The organism is Streptomyces hokutonensis, from assembly GCF_000376565.1.
In the GTDB taxonomy this organism is placed as follows: domain Bacteria; phylum Actinomycetota; class Actinomycetes; order Streptomycetales; family Streptomycetaceae; genus Streptomyces; species Streptomyces hokutonensis.
This window is the reverse complement of sequence record NZ_BARG01000017.1, coordinates 69,227-92,066: the sequence shown is the minus strand read 5'-3', so window position 1 is coordinate 92,066 and position 22,840 is coordinate 69,227. Positions and strand designations below refer to the sequence as shown.

Annotated in this window: 20 protein-coding genes; 8 read left to right on the top strand and 12 right to left on the bottom strand. The window is 69.8% G+C overall.

Annotated features, from left to right (window positions below):
* The first annotated feature begins 10 nt into the window (after positions 1-10).
* A complete protein-coding gene (locus tag SSP08S_RS08075; protein ID WP_019067069.1) occupies positions 11-1,165 on the top strand; it encodes an aldose epimerase family protein in 1,155 nt (384 codons plus the stop codon).
* Between the two features lie 181 nt (positions 1,166-1,346).
* Complete coding sequence (locus SSP08S_RS08070) at positions 1,347-3,014, top strand: pyridoxal phosphate-dependent aminotransferase (protein ID WP_019067068.1); 1,668 nt, start codon at positions 1,347-1,349, stop codon at positions 3,012-3,014.
* Positions 3,015-3,080: 66 nt separating this feature from the next.
* Here SSP08S_RS08070 and SSP08S_RS08065 read toward each other — a convergent pair whose 3' ends face one another.
* From SSP08S_RS08065 to SSP08S_RS08045, 5 genes are all read right to left on the bottom strand, one after another.
* Complete coding sequence (locus tag SSP08S_RS08065) at positions 3,081-4,685, bottom strand: methyltransferase (protein WP_019067067.1); 1,605 nt, start codon at positions 4,683-4,685, stop codon at positions 3,081-3,083.
* Positions 4,686-4,712: 27 nt separating this feature from the next.
* Entirely contained in the window at positions 4,713-5,888 is a 1,176-nt protein-coding gene (locus tag SSP08S_RS08060; protein WP_102133301.1) for a 4-hydroxybenzoate 3-monooxygenase, read from the bottom strand.
* A 125-nt stretch (positions 5,889-6,013) separates the two neighbouring features.
* Positions 6,014-7,390, bottom strand: a complete 1,377-nt coding sequence (locus SSP08S_RS08055) for a DUF3500 domain-containing protein (RefSeq protein ID WP_019067065.1) — start codon at positions 7,388-7,390, stop codon at positions 6,014-6,016.
* A gap of 71 nt (positions 7,391-7,461) precedes the next feature.
* Complete coding sequence (locus SSP08S_RS08050; protein ID WP_019067064.1) at positions 7,462-7,770, bottom strand: hypothetical protein; 309 nt, start codon at positions 7,768-7,770, stop codon at positions 7,462-7,464.
* Between the two features lie 144 nt (positions 7,771-7,914).
* Positions 7,915-8,307, bottom strand: coding sequence for a DUF302 domain-containing protein (locus tag SSP08S_RS08045; RefSeq protein WP_019067063.1), 393 nt, complete (start codon positions 8,305-8,307; stop codon positions 7,915-7,917).
* Positions 8,308-8,426: 119 nt separating this feature from the next.
* Here SSP08S_RS08045 and SSP08S_RS08040 point away from each other — a divergent pair, with 119 nt between their 5' ends.
* Both SSP08S_RS08040 and SSP08S_RS08035 read left to right on the top strand, forming a co-directional pair.
* Complete coding sequence (locus SSP08S_RS08040) at positions 8,427-10,595, top strand: MMPL family transporter (protein WP_019067062.1); 2,169 nt, start codon at positions 8,427-8,429, stop codon at positions 10,593-10,595.
* Positions 10,596-10,671: 76 nt separating this feature from the next.
* Positions 10,672-10,959 (top strand): metal-sensitive transcriptional regulator, encoded by a 288-nt coding sequence (locus SSP08S_RS08035; protein ID WP_026178287.1) that lies wholly within the window; start codon positions 10,672-10,674, stop codon positions 10,957-10,959.
* A gap of 30 nt (positions 10,960-10,989) precedes the next feature.
* Here SSP08S_RS08035 and SSP08S_RS08030 read toward each other — a convergent pair whose 3' ends face one another.
* A complete protein-coding gene (locus SSP08S_RS08030) occupies positions 10,990-11,355 on the bottom strand; it encodes a MerR family transcriptional regulator (protein ID WP_026178286.1) in 366 nt (121 codons plus the stop codon).
* A gap of 61 nt (positions 11,356-11,416) precedes the next feature.
* On the opposite strand from SSP08S_RS08030, the gene SSP08S_RS08025 reads away from it, so the two are divergent.
* Together SSP08S_RS08025 and SSP08S_RS08020 are read left to right on the top strand one after the other, a co-directional pair.
* Positions 11,417-11,812: a hypothetical protein gene (locus tag SSP08S_RS08025; protein WP_019067059.1), complete on the top strand. Its 396-nt coding sequence runs from the start codon at positions 11,417-11,419 to the stop codon at positions 11,810-11,812.
* A 7-nt stretch (positions 11,813-11,819) separates the two neighbouring features.
* Positions 11,820-12,797 carry a catalase gene (locus SSP08S_RS08020; RefSeq protein ID WP_019067058.1) on the top strand — a complete coding sequence of 326 codons (978 nt, stop codon included), beginning with the start codon at positions 11,820-11,822 and terminating at the stop codon, positions 12,795-12,797.
* Between the two features lie 25 nt (positions 12,798-12,822).
* Here the strand turns inward: SSP08S_RS08020 and SSP08S_RS55000 are convergent, their stop codons facing one another.
* A complete protein-coding gene (locus tag SSP08S_RS55000; protein WP_019067057.1) occupies positions 12,823-13,341 on the bottom strand; it encodes a hypothetical protein in 519 nt (172 codons plus the stop codon).
* A 146-nt stretch (positions 13,342-13,487) separates the two neighbouring features.
* On the opposite strand from SSP08S_RS55000, the gene SSP08S_RS08010 reads away from it, so the two are divergent.
* Positions 13,488-14,255, top strand: coding sequence for an intradiol ring-cleavage dioxygenase (locus SSP08S_RS08010; protein WP_019067056.1), 768 nt, complete (start codon positions 13,488-13,490; stop codon positions 14,253-14,255).
* Positions 14,256-14,312: 57 nt separating this feature from the next.
* On the opposite strand, the gene SSP08S_RS08005 is transcribed toward SSP08S_RS08010, so the two are convergent.
* The 3 genes from SSP08S_RS08005 to SSP08S_RS07995 all read right to left on the bottom strand — a co-directional run bounded on the left by SSP08S_RS08005 (position 14,313) and on the right by SSP08S_RS07995 (position 17,007).
* Complete coding sequence (locus tag SSP08S_RS08005; protein WP_019067055.1) at positions 14,313-14,969, bottom strand: DUF4360 domain-containing protein; 657 nt, start codon at positions 14,967-14,969, stop codon at positions 14,313-14,315.
* 353 nt (positions 14,970-15,322) lie between these two features.
* On the bottom strand, positions 15,323-16,246 hold the full coding sequence (locus tag SSP08S_RS08000) for a sulfite exporter TauE/SafE family protein (protein ID WP_019067054.1): 924 nt from the start codon (positions 16,244-16,246) through the stop codon (positions 15,323-15,325).
* 302 nt (positions 16,247-16,548) lie between these two features.
* Complete coding sequence (locus tag SSP08S_RS07995; protein WP_019067053.1) at positions 16,549-17,007, bottom strand: RrF2 family transcriptional regulator; 459 nt, start codon at positions 17,005-17,007, stop codon at positions 16,549-16,551.
* Positions 17,008-17,126: 119 nt separating this feature from the next.
* On the opposite strand from SSP08S_RS07995, the gene SSP08S_RS07990 reads away from it, so the two are divergent.
* Positions 17,127-20,102: a glycoside hydrolase family 35 protein gene (locus tag SSP08S_RS07990; protein ID WP_019067052.1), complete on the top strand. Its 2,976-nt coding sequence runs from the start codon at positions 17,127-17,129 to the stop codon at positions 20,100-20,102.
* 12 nt (positions 20,103-20,114) lie between these two features.
* Here the strand turns inward: SSP08S_RS07990 and arfA are convergent, their stop codons facing one another.
* Positions 20,115-21,635 carry an arabinosylfuranosidase ArfA gene (arfA, locus tag SSP08S_RS07985; RefSeq protein WP_019067051.1) on the bottom strand — a complete coding sequence of 507 codons (1,521 nt, stop codon included), beginning with the start codon at positions 21,633-21,635 and terminating at the stop codon, positions 20,115-20,117.
* 20 nt (positions 21,636-21,655) lie between these two features.
* Entirely contained in the window at positions 21,656-22,624 is a 969-nt protein-coding gene (locus SSP08S_RS07980; RefSeq protein ID WP_019067050.1) for an arabinan endo-1,5-alpha-L-arabinosidase, read from the bottom strand.
* Positions 22,625-22,840: the final 216 nt, after the last annotated feature.

The window sequence follows — 22,840 nt, the reverse complement described above, 5'->3', positions numbered from 1 at the left end:
GAGCCGCTCAATGGAACTGAACAGACGCACGGTCATTGCAGGCGCCGCGGCAGCAGGCATCGCCGCGAGCACCCTCGGTACAGGTACGGCGCAGGCGGCCTCGGGAGGCAGAAAGCCCGTGAAGGAACTCTTCGGCACGCTCGCCGACGGCAGCAAGGTCTACCGCTGGTCGCTGGAGAACGGCGGCACCCGGCTCAAGGTGCTGTCGTGGGGCGGAGTCGTCCAGTCCCTGGAACTCCCGGACCGGCACGGCAAGTACGCCAACGTCTCCCTGGGCTTCGACAACATCGCCGACTACGTGGCGAAGACCCCGTACTTCGGCGCGCTCATCGGCCGCTACGGCAACCGCATCGCCAAGGGCCAGTTCACCCTCGACGGCAAGAGCTACCAGCTCTCCGTCAACGACGGGGTCAACAGCCTGCACGGCGGCACCCAGGGCTTCGACAAGCACATCTGGGACGTGGAGGGCTTCACCGCCGGCTCGGACGTCGGCCTGCACCTCTACTACACCAGCGTCGACGGCGAGATGGGCTACCCGGGCACCCTCAAGGTGAAGGTGACGTACACGCTCAACAAGCACGGCGACTGGCGCATCGACTACGAGGCCACCACCGACAAGGCCACGGTCGTCAACCTGACCAGCCACGTCTACTGGAACCTCGCCGGCGAGGGCAGCGGCACGATCGAGAACCACCAGCTCACGATCCCCGCCTCCCGCTACACGCCCACCGACTCGGGGCTGATCCCCACGGGCGAGCTGGCCAAGGTCTCCGCCACCCCCTTCGACTTCCGCAAGACGAAGCCGATCGGGCGTGACATCCGGGCGGCGCACGTCCAGCAGGTGCAGGCCAAGGGGTACGACCACAACTGGGTCCTCGACAAGGGCATCACCGCGAAGCCCGAGCACGCGGCGACCCTGCACGACCCGCGCTCAGGCCGCACCCTGAAGATCGCCACCGACCAGCCGGGGCTGCAGTTCTACTCCGGCAACTTCCTCGACGGCACCCTGACCGGCACCGGCGGCCACACCTACCGCCAGGGCGACGCGCTCTGCCTGGAGACCCAGCACTTCCCGGACTCGCCGAACCACGCGAACTTCCCGACGACAGTGCTGAGGCCGGGTCAGACGTACAAGACGTCGACGATCCACACGTTCAGCGCGTGACCATCCACTAGGTGACGCGAGACTCGGGCCAGGGGTTCCCGAACTCACACTAATTTCACATCCGTTGAACAGCGCCACTCTCGTCTCCGTATTCAAGGGTGGCCCGTGCTCCCCCGCGCGGGCCACCCAAGACGACGGGCCCGGTCGTCCCCGCCGGGCCCGCCTTCATACGGAGGTTCCATTGGCCGACTCCAACGTCACCTCGCTGTTCCGCAGTACGGCGGCGCACAGCCCGTCGATGGCAGCGCTGGCGCGTGAGAGCGACGGCACAGGCCCCGTGGACTTCTGTATCCCGTGCAACCCGTACTTCCCCACGCCCGCCATGTTCGACCAGATGGCGGCCCGGCTGCGCGAGATCATCACGTACTACCCGAGCAGCGCCGACACCATCACGGCCGAGCTCTGCAATCTGCTCCAACTCCCGCCGAGCTGCGTCGCGATGGGCAACGGTTCCACCGAACTGATCACCTGGATCGACCACTTGCTGGTCCGCGAGTCGCTCGCCATCCCCGTCCCCACCTTCGGCCGCTGGACCGACCAGCCCATGGAGACCGGCAAGCGGGTCGACATGTTCCCGCTCCAGGAGTCCAACGGCTTCGCCCTGGACCTCGCGCAGTACGCCGAGTTCATCCGCAAGCGCAACACCAAGGTCGCCGTCATCTGCAACCCGAACAACCCCGACGGCGGCTTCCTCCACAAGCAGGCGCTCGTCCAGTTCATGGACGCGATGGCCGACCTGGACCTCATCGTCATCGACGAGTCGTTCCTCGAGTTCGCCGACGCGGAGGTCGAACCCAGCGTCGTGCAAGAGGCGATGCTCCGCCCCAACGTGGTCGTCCTGCGCAGCCTCGGCAAGAACTTCGGCCTGCACGGCATACGGTTCGGCTACCTCGTCGCCAACCCCGCACTCGCCGGGCGCGTCCGCTCGATGCTGCCCAAGTGGAACCTCAACGCCTTCGCCGAACACGTGGTGTTCATCCTCAAGGAGCACGGCGCGGAGTACGCGCAGAGCCTCCAGCAGGTGCGCCGCGACCGACTCGACATGGCGAGCCATCTCTCCGCGCTGCCCGGTCTGACGGTCTATCCGTCGCAGGGCAACTTCCTCTTCGTACGCCTTCCCGTGGGCGCCGAGGGGACCGTGGTCCGGGACCGGATGCTCACCGAGCACCGCATCCTGGTCCGCGAGTGCGGCAACAAGATCGGTTCGTCCAGCCGCTTCCTGCGCCTCGTGGTGCGCCCCCAGGTGGACGTGCGTCGCCTGGTGTCCGGCCTGGAACAGGTGCTCTACGGGACCAGGAGGGGAGCCGCCGTACCCGAGCTGAGCACAGGGACCAGCTACAGCTCGGGTACGGCGGCCGTGGACCGCCTTGTCGGCGCGACCAACGGTGCGGGCATGCAGATGCCCGCCGCGATCACCCAGATGCAGCCGCAGCCCGTGCCCATGCAGGCACCGGCGGCTGCGGCCGCGGTGCCTCAGCCGCAGCCTGTGCCAGTGCCCGTACCGCAGCCCCAGCCTCAACAGCAGCCGCAGTACCAGCCGATGGTGGCCGCGGCGCAGGCTCCTCAGATGCCGATGCAGCCTGTTGCGCAGATGCCGGAGCAGTTGGCTCAGGTGTCGCAGCAGATGCCGGTCATGCAGCAGCCTCAGCAGCAGCCGTACGGTGTGCCTGCGCCGGCTCCTCAAGGGCCTACGCCTACTGGTGTGCCTGCGCGTAATGGGCTTACGGCCGCGCAGGTGCGGGGGGCTACGAGTCCTAATGGGATGCAGAATCTTGCGCCTGCGCCCGCCACCGGGTGGCCCAATGCGCAGAGTTGGCCCAATGCTGCGGGGATGGGGCAGGCCGGTTAGGTCTCGTTGCCGGGTGCGGGTGCGGGTGCGGGTGCGCTGTGGCTGGTCGCGCAGTTCCCCGCACCCCTAGGGAGTTGCCCGCACCGCGTTTAGTAGTGACGCCCCTAGCGGCAAGGCGTGGCATCCCTCTACCTCGAAGCCTGTCTTCTCCAGTAGTACGCGGTAGTGGTCCTCGTCCCTCTCCCGTCCCCCCACGTTGCACAGCATGTGGATGTCCCATGCCACCGCCGTCGGAGTCGGCAACAGGCGTTCCACTACCAGTAGTCGGGCTCCCGGGCGCATTGCGTTGGCGCAGTTGTCGAGGATGGTCAGGCAGCGGTCGTCGTCCCAGTCGTGGAGGACTCGGGACAGGAGGTAGATGTCGCCGCCGGCCGGTACGGACTCGGTGAAGTCGCCCGGTACGAAGGTGCAGCGTTCGGGGAGCTGGGGGCGGGCCGCTTCCAGGGCCTCGGGGCGTTCCAGGAGTACGCCCTCCAAGTGGGCGTGGGTGCGCAGGAGTCGGGACAGCAGGGCGCCGTTTCCGCCGCCCACGTCGACCACGCGTCGTGCGGCCGAGAAGTCGATCAGGGTCGGCACCGGGGCGAACATCTCCGCGCTCGCCGCCATCGCTCGGTGGAACAGGTCGCCGAGTTCCGGGTGTTGGGCGAAGTACGGGAAGTGGTGCTGGCCGTAGCGGTGGGCGAAGGCTTCCTCGCCGGTGCGTACGGAGTGGGTCAGGCCGGCGAAGGAGTCGTAGAACGGGCCCGCGTAGAGGCGTGCCAGGGGGTGGAGGCTGAACTCCGTTCCTGTGCGCAGGGGTTGGCCCGTGGCGGTGAGGTGGTATGTGCCGTCGGACGAGGTGAGCAGGCCCAGGGAGGTCAGGTAGCGCAGCAGGCGGCGCAGGGCCTCCGGGTGGGTGGCCGTGAGGTGGGCCAGGGTGTCGGCGTCCGTGCCCGGGTGGGCGGTCAGGTGGTCGGCGATGCCCAACTCGGCCATCGTGGCCACCGCTTGGGTGGCCCAGGCTCCCGTCATGACGCCGAGGAGTGAGGTCGTGGGGTCGGGGAGCGGGGTGTGGCGGCCGGGGAGGCGGAGTTCGAAGCGGCGGTGGGTTCGGGTGCGGTGGTAGAGGACGGTGACGTTCTCGTGGCCGTTGTAGCCGCCGCCGTCGGGGACCGCGCCGCCCCGCTCCTGGAGGAGGAGCCGCAGGCCTGCGGGGACCACCGGGCCGGGGGCCGTGACCGCAAAGGCGTGGTGGGACTCGTGCTCGGCGGCGCGTTCGTCTGCCGCCACCGCCTCCAGCGGGGAGTCCGGGGGGACGGGGAGCGCGAAGATCTCCACGCTGCGGGTGCCTGCCGTGACGTGCACGATGGCGACCGGGGTCTCGGCGAGGGTGGGGCCGTAGCGGCGGGCGAGGCGTTCGCGGACCACGACGCTCGGGGTGACGGAGCCGGGTTCGAAGCCCTGGCGGCGGAGTTCCTCGCAGAGGCCGTCGAGGGAGTCGGGGAAGACCAGGACCGCGGTGTGGTCGAAGACCAAGTGGCGGGCCACGTCGGCCCGTTCGGCCGGGGTGAGGTCCGGGAGCAGTTCGGCCAGGACGGTGTCCGTGTCGTGGGCCTCGACGTAGGCCGCCGCGCGCCGGATGCGGTGTACGTCGGCCTCGGCAAGGCGCGCCTGTACGACGGGGAGGTTCATGTGGGGTCCCGATGATCGTGGGGAGGGTCAGATGCCGGTGTAGTTCTCGGCGAAGAAGTCCTGGTGCGTGCGGGAGGTGCGCAGGCTGTCGAGGCGGGCGTACTGGAGCGCGCGGCCGTAGCGGGCCTCGGCGTCCTCGGCGGTCGGGCCGTGCAGGAGTGTGCTCATCCAGTGGGAGAACTCGTGGGCCCGCCAGACGCGGGGCAGGCAGTCGGCGGCGTAGCGGGCGAGACCGCTGTCGTCGTCGCGGGTGAGCACCCGCGCGAACGCCTCGGCGAGCCGTTCCGCCTGGAGTACGGCGAGGTTGGCGCCCTTGGCGGCGGAGGGGCTGATGAGTCCGGCGGCGTCACCCGCCAGCCAGAGTCGTCCGGTGCCCGGCCGGTCCAGTACGTCGGAGCGCAGATCGACGACCGTCTTCTCCAGGACGGGCCCCTGCTTCAGCGCGCCGAACTCGTCGGTCCTGAGCCGGATTTCCAGCTCGGTCCAGATGCGGTCCTCGCTCCAGTCGGCGGCATCGGTGCCGCGCGGGCACTGGAGGTAGTAGCGGGTGACGGTCGCCGTACGGGCCATGTGGCCGGCGAATCCCCGTGCGTGCAGGGCGTAGCCGACGGCCGCGAGGCTGGGCGGGGCCTCGGCCAGGACCGCCAGCCAGCTCACCCCGTGGTCCCGGCGGGCCGTCCGGGTGCCCAGTGCCGCGAGGGCGGCGCGGCCCACTCCCCGGTGTCCGTCGCAGCCGGCGACATAGCGTCCGGTGACCTCCGAACCGTCGCGCATCCGCACCCGGCCCTCGGAGATCTCCTCGGCCTCCGTGCCGAAGCGGATCTCGCCGCCGCGTCGGAGGTACTCGGCGAGCAGGTCCCGTACCAACTCCTGCTGGGGGTAGACCGTGTGGACCTCGCCGCGCCCCAACTCCCCGTAGTCGAGGGTGAATTCACCCTGCTCGCTGCGGAAGAGGCAGGTGCGATGTGTACGGCCTCTTGCCAACAGGCCGGTGTCCAGGCCGTGTCGGGCGAGTACGCGGACGGAGTGGGCGGCCAGGAAGCCTGCTCTGGCCCGCCCCTCCACCGCCTCGCGTCCGCGCCGTTCCAGGATCACGCAGTCGATGCCCTGGTCCAGGAGCAGGTTCCCCAGGACCAGCCCCGCCGGGCCCGCCCCGACGATCACCACCCCGGTCCGCGTCCCGGAGTCGAATCGTTTCCCCACAAACACCCCTGATCTTGCTTTTTCGGCCAAGGGGTTTCATATCAGCAAGATCGCGGCGATGAGGAATTCATAATGACTAAATAGCCCTTAAGGCCCAATAGGGCATATGTCACTGGCTGTTGTCGTCAGTGGTCGTTCTCCAGGTGCAGCCTCAGCAGGTCCACGCCGTAGTCGCCGCCGTTGGGAGTGCGGATGATGGTGTGGATGTGCTCCTGGGACGGGGTGCCGCCGCCCATGCCGCCGCCGGGAGGGCCGCCGGCGTTGGAGCTCGCGCTGGCACTGGCACTGGCGCTCGGGCCGGCCGAGGACGCCTCGTGGTAGAAGAGCGGGGCCTGGGCGTCGTACTCGATGAGCACGACCGGGCTGTGGATGCGGTAGTAGAAGGCGGAGTCGTCCTTCGTCTCGCCCATCCAGTAGAAGTACGTGTCGTCGAGGTGCTTCTCGACCTCGGTCATCTTGACCTCGGCGTGCCCCTCGTTGATGTAGCCGATGTACACCTGGGCCACGGCCAGCAGCTTCTTCCGCTGGGCGGCGGTGAGTTCGGAGCCGCGCAGGCCCTCGTAGGCGAGCTTGAGGTTGTCCGAACCCGCCCCGGCCTTCATGTCCTCGTTGCCGTTGGCCTGCGAGGAGACCGCCTTGGCGAGCTGGGCCTTGGTGAGGGAGCGGATCATCGCCAGGCCGGCCGTCGTCTCCGGCCGGAACAGGCTGATCTTCTCGCCCTTGTACGTGGCCGTGGTCGGCTCGGAACCCATGAAGGTCGGGGTCATCACGACCTGGTCGCCGAGCACGAAGTAGTTGATGGCGACATGGTGGCCCTCGTACTGGAAGCCCCACGGCTTGGTGGTCGACGGGGTGCCCATGAAGGTGAAGAAGTAGTGGCCCTCGGTCAGGGTCTTCTGGTTGCCGCCGTTGGAGTCGCCGAGGAACTGGTTGAGCTTCATGATGTTGCGGGTCTGGGTGAGCCCGTCGGCGGAGAGGGCGACGCCGAGCAGGGAGTAGCCGAGGTTGCGCTTCTTCTCCGTGAGGTCGCCCATGCGGACGCCCTTGCGGGCGTAGCCGTCGACGTTGCTCCAGGCCGTCCACTCGTCGGCGTCGACGTCGAAGGTGCAGGACTTACGCTCCTTCGCGGAGAGCCCGTCGAGGAAGGCCTGCGCGGCCTTGACCAGTCCGTCCGTGGAGACTCCGGTCGAGTGGATCGCGAACAGGTCGTCGACGACGTTGCCGTCGGCGGTGACCCCCTTCACGTCCTTGTACTTCACCTGGGAGACCCCGGGCCCCATGCCACCGCCGCCCCCTCCCCCACCGGCTCCGGGCCCGCCCGAGGGCATACCGCTCGGGGCGCCGGACTGTGCGGCGGAGGACGAACTCGCCGTGTCCGACGAGTCGTTGGAGCATCCGGTCATGGTCGCCATGGCGGCGACGCCTCCGGCGAGCAGCGCCTTGTTCATGAACCAGCGGCGGCTGCGCTCGGCTGCGGGGGTGTGGGGTCGGTGTCCATGCATGGGGATGAGGGTCCATGCCGAACCTGAAGCGTTCTTGTCGGGAACCTGTGAGGAGAAGGCTCTGCCCGGAGCTACGCGAGCGGTCGGGCTTCGCGGCCGGCCCGCTGGGCGACCGTCATCATCACGAGGCCGCCGAGAGCCGTCGCCGTGGTGACGGCCGTCAGCACCAGTTCGGTGTCCGGGTCGACATGCACCAGCGCGACCACGGCGTGGTACAGGACGACGACGCCGAACAGGATGTATCCGGCACCCCACAGCCGAGGCCTGATCACCTTGCCGGCCAGCCAGGGAAGCACCCGCTGCGCCGCGACGGCCGTGATGCCCACGGCGAGACAGAAGAAGGCGGTGGCGAAAAGCAGCACGTTCAGGGCTATGAGCACCGGCCAATCATCGCACCGGTGGGGCCAGTTGGAAACGGGACAACCAGTGCGCGACACGTCGGCCTCCGCGCACGGTCTTCCCCGACGGGGCCCGCTGCGGGTGTCGGTGACCGGGTCACCCGAAGCCCACCCGCCTCTCCGCCTTCAGGGTCGCTCGAGGGCCGCCAGAGCCGCGTCGAGCCGGCGTCCCGCCTCCTCCGCCACGGGGCGCAGCGCCTCGAGTCCGGTGAAGGCGGTCATCGTGTCGGGATCCAGCGCCTGGACGACGGTCCCCTCGCCGTCTCCGCGCACGACGACATTGCAGGGCAGCAGCAGTCCGACGGTGCGGTCGATCTCAAGAGCCCGGTGGGCCAGGGGCGGGTTGCAGGCGCCGAGGATCAGGTAGTCCTCCATGTCCTGACCGAGCTTCGCCCTGAGCGTGGCGGCGACGTCGATTTCGGTGAGGATCCCGAACCCCTGCTCGGCGAGAGCCTCACGCACCGCCGCGACGGTGGTGGCGAAGTCGGTCCTGACGTGCACGGTGCGGTCGTAGCGCATGGCTCGGATCCCTTTCCGTAATACCCCTATGGGTATACCGGTCTGCCCTCTTGGATACCCCCGGGGGTACTCTCTTGAGCACACAATACCCCCCGGGGTATCAATGCACAGGAGGAACCATGTCCGCAGCCGTCACCGACACCACCGGCAGGAGCGCCGAAGGAGGTCCCCCGCCGCCCGGCCGGGTCGGCCCGCTGGGTCGGCTCGGGGCCTGGACCGCCGGACACTTCAAGCACGTACTCGTCGGCTGGCTGGTGGTCGTCGCCGTCCTCGGAGCGTTCGCCCCGCAGGTGACCTCCGTGCTCTCGGGTGCGGGCTGGCAGAGCAACGGCTCGGAGTCGGTGAAGGTGCGGGAGCTGGCCGAGAAGCACTTCGGCGGGACCGGTTCCTCGGCGATCCAGGTGGTCGTGGCGTCGAAGAGTCATCAGGTCGGCGATCCCTCGGTGCGGCGGGTCATCGCCGAGGTCACCAGGGAACTGAAGGCCGACGGCCGGATCAGCGAGGTCGTGCCGCCTCAGCCCGGCGCCAGTATCAGCCGTGACGGCAGGACCGCCGTCGTCCTGGGCGGAGCCGCGGGCGACACCGACGACATGGTGCGGGCCGCGGAGGATCTCAAGGAGCCGTTGCGCAAGCTGTCGACCGGCGACGTGACCGTGCGGGCCACCGGATCCTCCACGATGTGGAGCGACTTCAACACCGCCAACCTCGACGCGATGATCCACGCGGAGATCCTGTCCTGGCCGGTGACCCTCGCCGTTCTGGTCGTGGCGTTCGGTTCGCTGATCGCGGCGGGACTGCCGTTGCTGCTCACCATGGCGGGCCTGGCCGCCTCGGTCGGCTCCCTCGTCCTCATCAGCCATGTCACGCCGATCTCCATCTGGGCCATGGACTTCGCCCTGATGTTCGCGCTCGCGCTCGGCATCGACTACGCGCTGTTCCTGGTCATACGGTTCCGCGCGGCCCTGGCGCACAGCCGTGACCCGCGGCGGGCCGTCGAGGAGACCATGGACACCGCGGGCAAGGCGGTCCTGCTGTCCGGACTGACCGTGCTGGTCAGCCTGTCCGCGGTCATGCTGGTGCCCGCGCCCGCCGTGCGGACCATGGCGGTCGGCATCATGCTCTCCGTCCTCTTCGTCCTCGCCGCCACCCTCACGCTGCTGCCCGCGGTTCTCGCCGAGCTCGGGCCGAACGTCGACAAGTGGGCCCTGCCGCGCACCCGCGCCGACCGGACGCAGTCACCGCGCTTCGGTGCGTGGGGTGAGCGCCTGTGGCGGCAGCCGCTGCGTTTCGGAACTCTCGCACTGGCCGTGCTCATCGCCCTGGCCGTGCCGGTGTTCGGGCTGAAGACGGCGATGCCGTCCATCAAGGTGGTCCCCGCGAACGACAGTTCACGGCAGGGCTACACCCTGGTGCAGAAGAGCTTCGGCAAGGGTGCGCCGGGCATGCTCCAGGTCGCCGTACCCGACACGTCGGTCGCCGCCGCACTCACGGCGCTCAAGTCGGCCGACGGCATCGCGGGCGTCCTGCCGGCCCGGCGGGCGGCCGACGGATCCGGGTGGAACCTCATCCAGGCCGTGCCGTCCGTCGACCCGTCCGACCTCTCGCTGACGAGGACCGTCAGCACGGTGCGCACGGAACTCCCGGCCGACGCGCTGGTCGGCGGCGCGGCCGTGGAGAACCTCGACCTCAAGCAGGCCCTCGACGACAAGGCGCCTCTGGTCATCGGAGTCATCCTGGTTCTCGGATTCCTCCTGCTGCTGGTCGCGCTCCAGGCCCCATTGGTCGCCGCCGTCGGCGTACTGACGAACCTGCTCGCGACCGCCGCCGCCTTCGGCGTCGCCAGGCTGGTCTTCCAGGACGGCCGTCTCTCGGGCCTGCTCGGCTTCGAACCACAGGGCTTCCTCGACGGCTGGGGGCCGGTGTTCTTCTTCGCGATGATCTTCGCCATCGCCATGGACTACACGGTCTTCCTGCTCTCCTCGGCCAAGGAGCACCACGAGAGGACGGGCGACCCGAAGCAGGCGGTCGTCGGTGCGCTCGCCCACTCCGGCCGGGTCGTCTTCGCGGCCGCCGCGGTCATGGTCGCCGTGTTCTTCACCTTCGCGCTCGCCGATCCACTGCCGCCCAAGGAAATGGGCATCGTCCTCGGTGTCGCGGTCCTGCTCGACGCCTTCCTCATCCGGCTTCTCCTGCTCCCGGTCCTGCTCCGCCTGACCGGCCGGGCCGCCTGGTGGTCCCCGGCCTGGCTGCGCCGGGCGCTGCCCGCGATCCGCTTCTCGCACGACTGAGGCCGGTCCTGGGCCGTCTCCTGCGTGATGGCCGGATTTGTTACATTACCCCTAGGGGTATCGGTGAGGAGCGATGGTGGATCTGGAACTCGCGGGTGCGGAGCTGAAATCCGTGCTGAACCGGCTGCGCAGGGCCCAGGGCCAGATCTCCGGGGTGATCCGGATGATCGAGGAAGGGCGGGACTGCGAGGACGTGGTGACACAGCTGTCCGCCGCCTCCCGTGCGCTCGACCGGGCCGGGTTCGCCATCATCGCCACCGGTCTGCAGCAGTGCCTGACGGATGCCAACGGCGACGCCACGTCCGACGAGAGCCGCGAACAGATGCGCGCCCGCCTGGAAAAGCTCTTCCTCTCGCTGGCCTGAGGCCGACGGCGAACACGCCGGTTAAGCAGGTCATCCGGCGCGAGGGGCAGGCCTCAGGGGACATCCGGTACCGGCCCGGGCCGTCAACTCGGCGCGGAGGGCGGCCAGTTCCGCCATGCGGGTGTCGATGATCCGGATCTTGTCGGCGAACAGGGCGGACAGGGCCGTCGCCTGGTCCGGGGCCTCGGCCAACTCCTCGCCGTGCCGGGCGATTTCGGCCAGGGTGAAGCCGAGGGCCTGGGCCGTGCGGACGTATGCGAGCCAGGGGACCGCCTCGGGCGGGTAGTCGCGGTAGCCGTTCGGCCGGCGCTCGCTCGTCAGGATGCCCACCTGTTCGTAGAAGCGGAGGGCGTCCCTGCTCAGGCCCACCCGTGTCGCCAACTCCCCGATACGCATGCCCACATGATGACCTGATGGCTTGACCTTGGACCGCACTCCACTGTTTAGCGTCGGCGGCATGACGATCACCTCCTATCTCCGGGTCGTACGGGCCAGCGCCTGGTACGACCTCGTCGTGACGGCCGGCTTCGCGACCCCGTGGACGTACGCGCTGGTGCACGACGCGCTGGGCGGACTGCCCGAACTCGACCCGGTTCAGACCCTGTACGCGAATCTGCTGGGGTCGGTGGTGGTCGTCTGGGCCGTGCTGCGGATCGTCCGGCCGGTGGCGCTGCACGGTCTGCTCGACGGGGTGGCGCGTGTGCTGTTCACCGCCTGGCAGGGGTACGCCCTCGCGCAGGGTGCCCCCCGGTTCCTGTGGCTGTTCCTCACCGTGGAGGCGGCGTTCGGCGTGCTCCAACTGGCGCCGTGGGGGCGGCCGGGAACGGAGTTGCGGGGGCCGCTGGTGCGATGATGCGGGCATGGCTCAGTCATCGCAGGACTCCTCGGTCACCAAGGACGGCATGACCGCGGCACAGGCCGTCGACCGGATCGAGGCCGCGGCGCCACCGCGCCCGCACGACCGCCGGCTGCACGCGCGCGGCGCCGTCTACGACGCGCGCTTCGTGCCCAGCGGGCAGGTCTCGCAGTGGACGACCGCCGCCTGTCTGACCGCCGAGTCCGAGGCGGTCGTACGGTTCTCCAACGGGTCGGGCCGCTACGACGCCGACGACCGGGTGCGCGGCGTACGCGGGATGGCCGTGAAGTTCCTCGACGCCGGCAAGGGCGTCATGGATCTGGTGGCGGCCACCTTCCGGGTCTTTCCCAGTCACAATCCCGAGGGGTTCATCGACCTCGTCGAGGCGCTGGGCAAGGCGGGCACGGAGGGCGGGCTCGCCGACCGGGCGAAGGGGAAGCTGGCGGCGGCCGGGAAGTTCGCCACCGTGCTCGCCCAACACCCGGAGAGCCGGGGGGCGTTGAAGTCCTTCGCCGGTCAGCAGGCGCCCGCCAGTTTCGCCACCGCCCGCTACGACGGCCTGCACGCCTTCGTGTTGGTGGACGAGACGGGTGAGCGGCGGCCGTTCCGCTACCGGCTCGTGCCCCAACTCGGCGAAGTGGAGCTGGATTCGGCCTACGGCGAGACGCTGGCCCCGGACTTCCTCATCGGCGACCTCGACTCCCGGCTCACGACCGGACCGCTCTCCTTCACCCTGGTCCTCCAGTTCGCGGAGCCGGGCGACCCGACCCACGACCCCTCACGGGCCTGGCCCGAGCACCGGCCGCTGATCCCGGCCGGGCAGCTGCACATCACGGCCCGCTCGGCCCGCGAGGACCACTGGCAGCAGCAGGTGTTCGACCCCACCCGGCTCGCCCCCGGCGTGGACCTCTCCGACGACACCATGGTGACCTTCCGCCGCCACGCCTACTCCGTCTCGGCCGAACGCCGCCTGGCTCCCTGACGTGGGGTGAAGCGGGGCCGCGGCATCATCCGGTCCTGCCCCGCTTCCGCTCCCTGCGCCGCGCCTCCCGCCGCTGCCTGCCGGGCAGGGCACCGGCCAGTTCGCCCACCGGCGCGAGGTCGTGGCAGTCACCGCCGCGACGGCCCCGGCACCACCAGACCACCCCCGGGCCCCAGCTCTCCCCGTACTCCCAGTCGGCGGTCGTCCCCTCGGGACGCGGATGCGTACCGAGCTTGTGGAACGGGCACACCGGCCAGGCCTGCCAGAGCAGTTCGACCACGGTCTCCTGCGCCGCCTCCGCGACATGGACCAGAGGATCGGCGCCGGCCTCCTCGGGTTCGGACAGGCCGTTGCCCTGTGAGGTGCCGTCGGACAGCGCGACGTAGACCTGCTCACCGAGGTCCTCGTCCCCGCCCCAGACCATCAGGACCAGCGGCTCCCGGTCCGGGAAGATCGCCGCGAAGTCACGGTTGACCGTGTCCAGCGCGGCGCCCAGGCGCGGGAACTCGCCGGGTTCGGCGCGGCGGAAGTCGAAGTCGTTCACCCCGCGATCCTCTCCCGAGCCATCGGGCCGGCCGGAGGCAGGTATCGGCAGTGGCCATGTCCCGTGTCCTGCAAGGAACTTGACGAAGTGTCACTTTGCCAACCCCACAGCTGACCAACAGAATCCTCACCTAGGGTGCCGTGTCCATGACAGACACTTCTGGAGCAACCAACCCGATCGGGCGCCGCACCGTACTGATCGCCACCGGCACCACGGCCGCCGTACTGGCCGTCGGCGCCGCCGCGCCCGAAGCCCCCACGGCAGCCACGCCCGACGCGACTCCCGCCGCCGCGGCGGCAGTCTGCACCCTCACCAAGGAGATGACCGAAGGTCCCTACTACCTCGACGGCGCCCTCGTCCGCGCCAACGTCACCGAAGGCAAGGCCGGCATCCCGCTCAAGCTGGCCCTCACGGTGGTGAACGACAGCACCTGCGCGGTGATCCCCAACGCGCTGGTCGAGATCTGGCACTGCGACGCGCTCGGCGAGTACTCCGGCTACGTCGGCAACAACGGCCACAGCGAACCGGACGACGGCACCTTCCTGCGCGGCGGCGTCCTCACGAACTCCGCCGGACTCGCCAACATCACCACGATCTACCCGGGTTGGTACCGGGGCCGCTGCGTGCACATCCACGTCAAGGTGCACACCGGCGTCACGCTCACCTCGGACGGCTCGTTCACCGGCGGCAGCGAACTCCACACGGGCCAGCTGTTCATCGACGAGACCATCACCACCGCCGTCGCCAAGATCTCGCCGTACTCGACCAACACGGTCACCCGCACCACCCTCGCGCAGGACTCGATCTACGACGACGGAGGCGCCGCGTCCGGCCTCATGACCCTTACCGCGCTGGGCAGTTCGACCTCGTCCGGCTACACCGGCACGCTGACGCTCGGCGTCCAGCAGAGCTGAGCCCAAGGACCCAAGGGGGGTGGCCCGCGGTGCGACACGGGCCACCCCCACCTCACCTCAGGAGGCCGGGCACTCCTTCCACGCCATGTGGTACACCGTGCTGATGTCGCCGTCCGTCGAGTCCATGGTCATGAAGCTGACCGCGCTGGACGACGAGGTGCCGGCGGCGACCCGCAGCTCCGTGTTGATGTTGAAGTTGCGCTGAACTCCACAGGGCGCCCAGACCAGTTGGGCCCAGTCGGTGCTGTCGGTCGCCTGCCAGTTGTCGTCGTAGGGGCCGTTGAACGGGTGGTTCTTGGACGCGGTGCTCGACGAGCCCTGGAAGTAGTACGAGGCCTTCTGCGCACCGCTCGCGCCGCGCTGGAGCGAGGCGAAGCCGCGGTAGTCGACGCTCGCGATGGCGTAGGTGAAGCCCTGCGGGACATGGACGACCAGGTTGAGCTGGCAGTTCTTGCGGAACGCCGTGGGGTCGGAGTTGCCGCCGACCTGGGCGAGATACGCGCTGTAGGTCACGGTGAAGGCGGTGTTGTCCTCGGAGACGGCGACCGCCGTCGTGCCCTGCGGGCAGCCCGAGCCGTTCACGGTCGCGACGTTGATGACGATCTTGTCCGGCGGCGGGTCGTCGAAGGCCGGCGACGACGAGTGCTGCGCGGACGGCAGCGCGGTGGCGAGCAGTGCGGCGACCGCACCACTCAGGAGGAGCCCACCAGGCATGGTTTCTCCTTGGGTTGGGGGGTGGCTGTGCCCCAGGTCCTTGAAGACCCAATCTTTGAAGAACCAATGAAGTTTCTGTGAAGACCGACGGGGCGCTCGCATCGTAGGAAGCCGCACACGGAACGGTCAGGGCGAACTCAGGCCATTCACAGTTGCGCCTTTCACACCCTCTCCACAGTGTGTGAACTCTGTGGAAATAAGCGGGCGTTGACCGATCCGTCCCCAGGCCCTTCACAGCCGCACATTAAGGAACTCTTCAGGTACGGCCGTAACTTCGCTGTCCATGACAGTGGGCGTCGGCACTACTCGACCGGGAGGAAGTTGATCGCAGAGCACTGATCGGCGAGCGCCGATCACACCCTGACGGGCTGCCGCCCTTCGGCGGACTCGGACTCGGTCCGCGCCTTCCTCGCCTCGTCCCGGCGATGGGCGCGGACCGAGTACGCCAGAGCGGCAGCCCACATCCCGTACAGCAGAACGTAGACCGGCGTGCTCAGCGCGCCCGGCGCACCGATCCAGTCGCTGTGCAGCAGCGTACGGACGTTGGTGACGACGATGATCCCGCCGACCGCCGAACCCAGCACCCGGGGCGGCACCAGCCGCACCAGCCACGCGGCGACCGGCGCGGCGATCACCCCGCCGAGCAGGAAGGCGATCACCCAGGTCCACTTCAGCCCCTGGGACCCGAGCGAGAACAGGAAACCGAGGCTCGCCGCGACCGCGACCAGGAACTCGCTGGTGTCGACCGAGCCGATCACCTTGCGCGGCTCCATCCGCCCGCTGGCCAGCAGCGCGGGCGTACCGACCGGCCCCCAGCCGCCCCCGCCGGTGGCGTCCAGGAACCCGGCGACGAGGCCCAGCGGCGCCAGGAACCGCCTCCGCAGCGGCTTGCCGAGCCGTCCCTCCGGCAGCCCCTTGAAGGTGAACCGGGACATGACGTAGACACCGAGCCCGAGCAGGATCAGCGACATCACCGGCTCCGCGACCTCCGTCGAGAGCTTCGACAGCGCGGTCGCCCCCAGGAAGGACCCGACCGCGCCCGGCACGCCGATCCGCACGACGACCTTCCAGTCCACGTTCCCGAACCGCCAGTGCGAGGCCCCGGACATCAGGGTCGTACCGATCTCGGAGAGATGGACCGTGGCGGAGGCGGCGGCCGGATTGGCGCCCATGGCCAGCAGCAGCGTCGTCGAGGTGACCCCGTAGGCCATGCCGAGGCTGCCGTCCACGAGCTGGGCCCCCAGGCCCGCGAGGGCGAGCAGTATCAGCGTGCGCATGTCGAGCGGCCTCTCGTTCCCGGGTTTCCCACCGGTTGGGTAGGGATGAACGGGAGGTGACGCTAAAGGGTGATTCTGAGTGCGGCCTGAGACCGCGCGCCCCTAGGGCCTGTCTGACACTTCCCGTCGTCGCCCGGAGGGCGGCCTCGCGGCGTCAGGTGCGTGCTCTGGGGGTCCCCCCGGCCGGAGGCTGGGGGAGTGCCGGGCGTGGACCCTCGTACTGGACGTACTTGGGTCTGCGCCCGGTGCGGCGAGCGTGCGTGCATGGCGTCGCGAGGCAGACGGGAATGGTCAGACAGGCCCTAGGGGTTCTCCCAGGCCGCCGGTTCCGCGGCGAGCGCCCGTACGGGCTCGGGCAGCGCGTCCGCCGCGATGTCCGCGAGCGTGACGCCCTCCAGGATCTTGCGGACGTTGGCGCGCAGCGCGATCCACAGCGGGAGGAGGGGTTCGGCGGAGCCGGTGTAGGCGAGGCCGGTGGGGCGCTCGCCGCGCACCGACACGATCGGGCCGTCCACCGCGCGTATGACGTCCGCGACGGTGATCGCGGTCGCGTCGCGCGCCAGCCGGTAGCCGCCGCCCCCGCCGCGCCGGCTGTCGACGATCCCGGCGCGCCGGAGATCGCCGAGAATGCCCTCCAGGAACTTGTGCGGGATGCCCTGGGTGGTGGCGATGGTCTCGGCCTTCAGCGGGCCGTCGTCACCCCGTACGGCGAGCTCCAGTACCGCCCGTACCGCGTAATCCGCCCGTGCCGAGATCCTCATGCGTCCATTGTGGGCCGTTCTGGCGTACAGAATGACCCCGCACGAAAGCCTCCCGGGATCACCACGGAAAATGGCTTCGCACGTGCCGCCGACGGACCGGACCCCGAAAGGAGCTTCCAGTGGAGCTGAGCAGGCGTACCTTCAGCACCCTCGCGGGTACGGCCGCGCTCGGACTCGCGCTGGGCGGTGGCAGCGCGGCTTCCCCGGACGCCTACGCCGCGCACGTCGTGCCGACCGGCCCGCCCCCCGCCCCGCCGGGAGCGGACGGGCTGCCGCACACGATCGGCTACGACCGCTACTCCCTGCTCGTCGACGGCAGACGCCTGGTCCTGTGGTCGGGCGAGATGCACCCGTTCCGGCTGCCGAGCCCGTCCCTGTGGCGGGACGTCCTGCAGAAGATGCGTGCCTTCGGCTACAACGCGGTCAGCATCTACGTCTCGTGGAACTACCACTCCCCCGCACAGGGCCACTACGACTTCACGGGCGTCCGCGACCTCGACCTCTTCCTGCGCACGGCCGCCGAGACCGGCCTCTACGTCATCCTGCGCCCGGGCCCGTACATCAACGCGGAGATCGACGCGGGCGGCTTCCCCGGCTGGCTGACCGCCACCAAGGGCACCGCCAGGACCGCCGACCCGACGTATCTCTCGCACGTCGACGAGTGGCTGACCCAGGTCAACTCCATCGTGTCCAAGCACCTGTTCACGCAGGGCAAGGGCACGGTGCTGCTCTACCAGATCGAGAACGAGTACGACGGCCAGGTGACCCACCCGGACGGCGCCGCCTACATGTCCCACCTGTACAAGAAGGTGCGCGCCGACGGCATCGACGTCCCGCTGTTCCACAACGACAAGGGCCGCAACGGTTATTGGACCCCGGGATCGTTCGACATCGGTGGTGACACGGGCGGTTGGCTGTACGGCTTCGACGGGTATCCGACGCCGACCCAACCGCCGCCGGACTGGGGCCACTTCGGGATCGGCGGGGCCAAGGGCGGGGCGACCGCCAGCCCCAAGACCCCTGGTTTCGTACCGGAGTTCGGGGGCGGCTGGTTCGATCCGTGGGGCGGGTCCTGGTTCGAGGGGAAGGGCTACGCGGAGTCGCGCCGGACGCGGGACGCGGCGTACGAGCGGCGGTTCTATCTCACCAACCTCGCCAACGGACTGACCCTGCACAACGTCTACATGACCTTCGGCGGCACCTCGTGGGGCTGGCTGCCGGCGCCGGTCGTCTACACGTCGTACGACTACGGCGCCGCCTTCGACGAGGGCCGCAACCCGACCGAGAAGCTCGTCCCGATGCACCAACTCGGCCATCTGCTGCGGACGGTGCCCGACTTCGCCAAGCTGGACCGGGCGGCGGACGTCACGGTGGCCGGGCTGAAGGCGTACCACCTCACCAACTCCGACACCGGCTCGCACGTCTACGTGCTGCGCAACGACGGCGCGGCGGACGTCACTTCGACCCTGTCGACCGCGGACGACGACATCGAGGTCACCGTCCCGGCCCAGGACGCCCGCCTCCTGGTGACCCGACTCGCCCTCGGCGAACGCAAGTTGAGGTACTCGACCGCCACCCCGATGATGGTCCTCACCGCCGGCCGGCAGGACATCGCCGTGTTCGCCGGGAAGCGCGGCGAGATGGCGCACGCCGTGGTGGAGTGCCCGGAGGAGCCGGTGGTGACCCGGCTCGACGCGCAGGCCGCCTGGGTCTGGGACCGCGGCATCCTGCACGTCACCGTCCCGCTCGGCATCGGCGGCCTGACCCGGGTCCTCGTCCAGGGCGGCGGCGTCGACAACGCCCTCCTGCTGGTCTTCGCCGACGAGGCCGGCTCCGTACGCCTGTGGCCCTACGAGACCGGCTCGGGCACCGCGCTGGTCTACGGCCCGGCGCTGCTGCGCGAGGCCACCGTCAGCGGCACGACCGCCCACCTGACCGGCGACACCGTCGCGGAGACCGGCCTTGAGGTGTGGGGGCCGCGCGGGATCACCGAGGTCACCTGGAACGGGCAGGCCGTGCCCGCGACCGTCACCAACGCGTTCAGCCTGCGCTCGAACCCGGACGCGCTGCTGCCGGGAGTGCCCGCGGTACCGCTCCCCGCGCTCGACGGCTGGCGCCGGAAGGTGGAGAACCAGGAGGCCGCGGTCGCCTTCGACGACTCCAAGTGGGCTGTGGCGAACAAGACTTCGTCGTTCAGCACGACGGCCGTCCCCTCCGGACAGCCCGTCCTCTTCGCGGACGACTACGGCTTCCACTACGGCGACGTCTGGTACCGGGGCCGGTTCACCACGGCCGCCGCCGACGCCCTGGAATCGGTGACCCTCGCCTACAGCACCGGCACGCAGGGCCTGCTGATGGCCTGGCTCGACGGCGAACCGCTCGGCACCCACCGGATGCCGGTGCCGACCACCACCAGTGTCCGGCAAGGTAGTTGGACCGCGAAGGCGACCCTCGCGGTCCCGGAGAAGCTGCGCACGGCCGGTCCGCACGTCCTGTCCGTCCTCGTCCGGCGGATGCAGCACGACCAGGACGGCAAGGCCCTCGACACCCACAAGGCCGCCCGCGGTCTCACCGCCGTGACCTTCAAGGGCGCCTCCCCGAAGCCGAGTTGGCGCCTCCAGGGCGAGGCGGCACCCGACCCGGTGCGCGGCCCGCAGAACAACGGCGGCCTGTACGGCGAACGCGAGGGCTGGCACCTCCCGGACTTCCCGGACTCCGGCTGGGACGCCGTCACCCTCCCCCGCGCCGACAAGCGGCAGGGCGTGGCCTGGTACCGGACCACCTTCGAACTCGCCGTGGACACCGGCGTCGACGCCTCGATCGGCCTCGTCCTCGACGACGACCCGACGCGCGCCTACCGCGTCCAGATCTTCCTGAACGGCTGGAACATGGGCCAGTACATCAACGACGTGGGCCCCCAGCACACCTTCGCCCTGCCGAACGGCATCCTCCGCACACGCGGCACCAACACCCTCGCCCTGGCCGTCCTGTCCGACGGCACCACACCGGCGGGCCCGAAGGACGTACGGCTGACGCTCATGGGCAGCGCGGCCGGAGGAGTACCGGTGACACCGGTGGCCTCCCCCGGCCGATAGCGCTGTTGAAAGCTACGCGAGCCGGATCACGTTCCAGGACAGCGGCTCCAGCACGGCGGTCAGGGTGCCGTCCTGGAGGGCGGTGCCCTCGACCCGGTGCGGGGCCACGCGCTCCGGGTCGGCCAGGGTGTTGCGGGCGTCCGGGTCGGCGTCCGCGAGGGCGCTGTGCTCGACGACCGAGGTCAAGTCGAGGCCGTTCAGGCCGACTTGGAGCGGGAGCGACTCGGTGCGGCTGCGGTTGACGGCGAACACCGTGACCGAACCGTCCTCGCCGCGCACCGCCGTGGCGTGCAGCAGGTCGGCCTCGCCGTACTGCTTCGTCTCGTGGGTCGGGGAGTCGACGCGAACGTCGAGGACCTGGCCCCGGCCGTACTTCGAGGCCTGCGCGAACGGGAAGAACGTCGTCTGCCGCCAGGCCGGGCCGCCGGGCTCGGTCATGATCGGCGCGATGACGTTGACGAGCTGGGCGAGGCAGGCGACGGTGACGCGGTCGGCGTGGCGGAGCAGGGCGATCAGGAGCGAGCCGAAGACGACGGCGTCCATGACGCTGTAGTTGTCCTCCAGCAGGCGCGGGGCCTCCGGCCAGTCGGCCGGGTCCGCGTTCTTGGTGTGCTCCTCCCAGTCCGCCGTGTACCAGACGTTCCACTCGTCGAAGGAGAGGTTGATCTTCTTCTTCGACTTGAGGCGGGCGCCCACGTGGTCGGCGGTGGCGACCACGTTCTCGATGAAGGACTCCATGTCGACGGCGGAGGCGATGAAGGAGTCGAGGTCGCCGTCGAGCGGCTGGTAGTAGGCGTGCAGCGAGATGTAGTCGACCAGGTCGTACGTCTCCTGGAGGACGGTCGCCTCCCAGGCGGCGAAGGTCGGCATGGCCTGGGAGGAGGAGCCGCAGGCGACGAGTTCGACGTCGGCGTCGATCTGGCGCATCGCGCGGGCCGTCTCGGCGGCGATCCTGCCGTACTCCTCGGCGGTCTTGTGACCGGTCTGCCAGGGGCCGTCCATCTCGTTGCCGAGGCACCAGACCTTGATGCCGAAGGGCTCCTTGTCGCCGTGTGCGATCCGCTGCTCGGAGAGGGCGGTGCCGGCGGGGTGGTTGGCGTACTCCTGGAGTTGGAGGGTCTCGGCGACGCCCCGGGTGCCCAGGTTGATCGCCATCATCGGCTCCGCCTGGGGGCCGACCTTCTTCAGGAACGCGATGTACTCGGAGAGGCCGAAACGGTTCGTCTCCGTGGAGCGCCAGGCCAGGTCGAGGCGGCGGGGGCGGGATTCGGCGGGGCCGACCGAGTCCTCCCAGCGGTAGCCGGAGACGAAGTTGCCGCCGGGGTAGCGGATGGCCGTCACGCCGAGTTCGCGGACGAGGCCGAGGACGTCCTGGCGGATGCCGTCCTCGTCCGCGGTGGGGTGGTCCGGTTCGAAGATGCCGGTGTAGACGCAGCGGCCGAGGTGTTCCACGAAGGAGCCGAAGAGGCGGGGGTCGACTTCGCCGACCGTGAAGGCCGGGTCAAGGGTGAAGCGGGCGGTGCGCGTGCTCATGGGGTCCTTTCGGAAAGCGCTTACCCAACATTAGGCCAGCCGTTTTCTGTCCAGTCGAGGGTGTTGAGTCCCAGCTTCGGTGTGCCGTTGTCGTCCGCGTCGTAGTAGTGGTACGCCAAGACGTCCCGGCCCCTGTCCTTGAAGACCGACTCTCCGCCCGGGCCGACGAACCTGCCGTGGCTCGCCAGGAGCAGGTCGCCACCGCCCGCCAGCATCGGCTTGCCGGTGCTGTCCGCGTACGGGCCCGTGACCGACGTGGAGCGGCCGACCCGGATCTTGTAGGTCGAGTTCACGCCCGCGCAGCAGGCGTCGTAGGACGCGAAGAGGTAGTAGTGGCGGCCGTGCTTCAGGACGTACGCGCCCTCGACCGCATACGGCGCGTCCGGGCGGGTGGCCAGCTGGGCGACCGGCGCGCCCGGGATCGCCCTGCCGGTGGCGGGGTCGAGTTCGACCATGCGGATGCCCGTCCAGTACGAGCCGAACGCCATCCAGAGTTTTCCGTCGGCCCGGACGATCGCCGGGTCGATGGCGTTCCACACGTCCATGGTCTCGGAGGTGAAGGCCTTGCCGTGGTCGGTCCAGGTGCCGGGGAGGCCGGTCGGGGAGGTGGCGACGCCGATTGCGGAGTGGTTGCTGCCCCAGGAGGAGACGGCGTAGTAGAGCCAGTAGCGGCCCGCGCGGTAGGAGAGGTCCGGGGCCCAGGGATCGCCGGTGGAGTTGTAGTCGTACCACCAACTCGGCGGCGCGGCGAAGGCGTTGCCCGCGTCGTCCCAGTGGACGCGGTCCTTCGACGTGCGGGCGCCGATGACGCCGCCGGTCGAATAGGCCACGTAGCCACCGGACTTGAGGCGGAGGACCGTCGGGTCGTGGATGATCTGCTGACCGGTGATCGGCTGCGGGTCGGGGTAGGTGGTGTCGGCCTCGGCCTTGGCGGGGAGGAGTGCGATCACCGCGGCGGCGAGCAGGGTCGCGAGTCTCGGGTGCTTCAACTCGGTACCTCCGTCGGTGAGTCACCGGCCCGCCGCGCGCCCGCATCTTTCACGCCGTACTTGGCGAGCGGGTCCGGGCGCCGGAGATCCGGGAGACGGCCGGGCGTGCGGCCGGGGCCGGCCGTGTTCGGGAGGTGCCCGTGCTTCGGCTCATGTGGTCCCATGGCCCGCCCCCTGCCGGTAGGAGTCCCATCCCGTTCGAAATACCGCATAGCG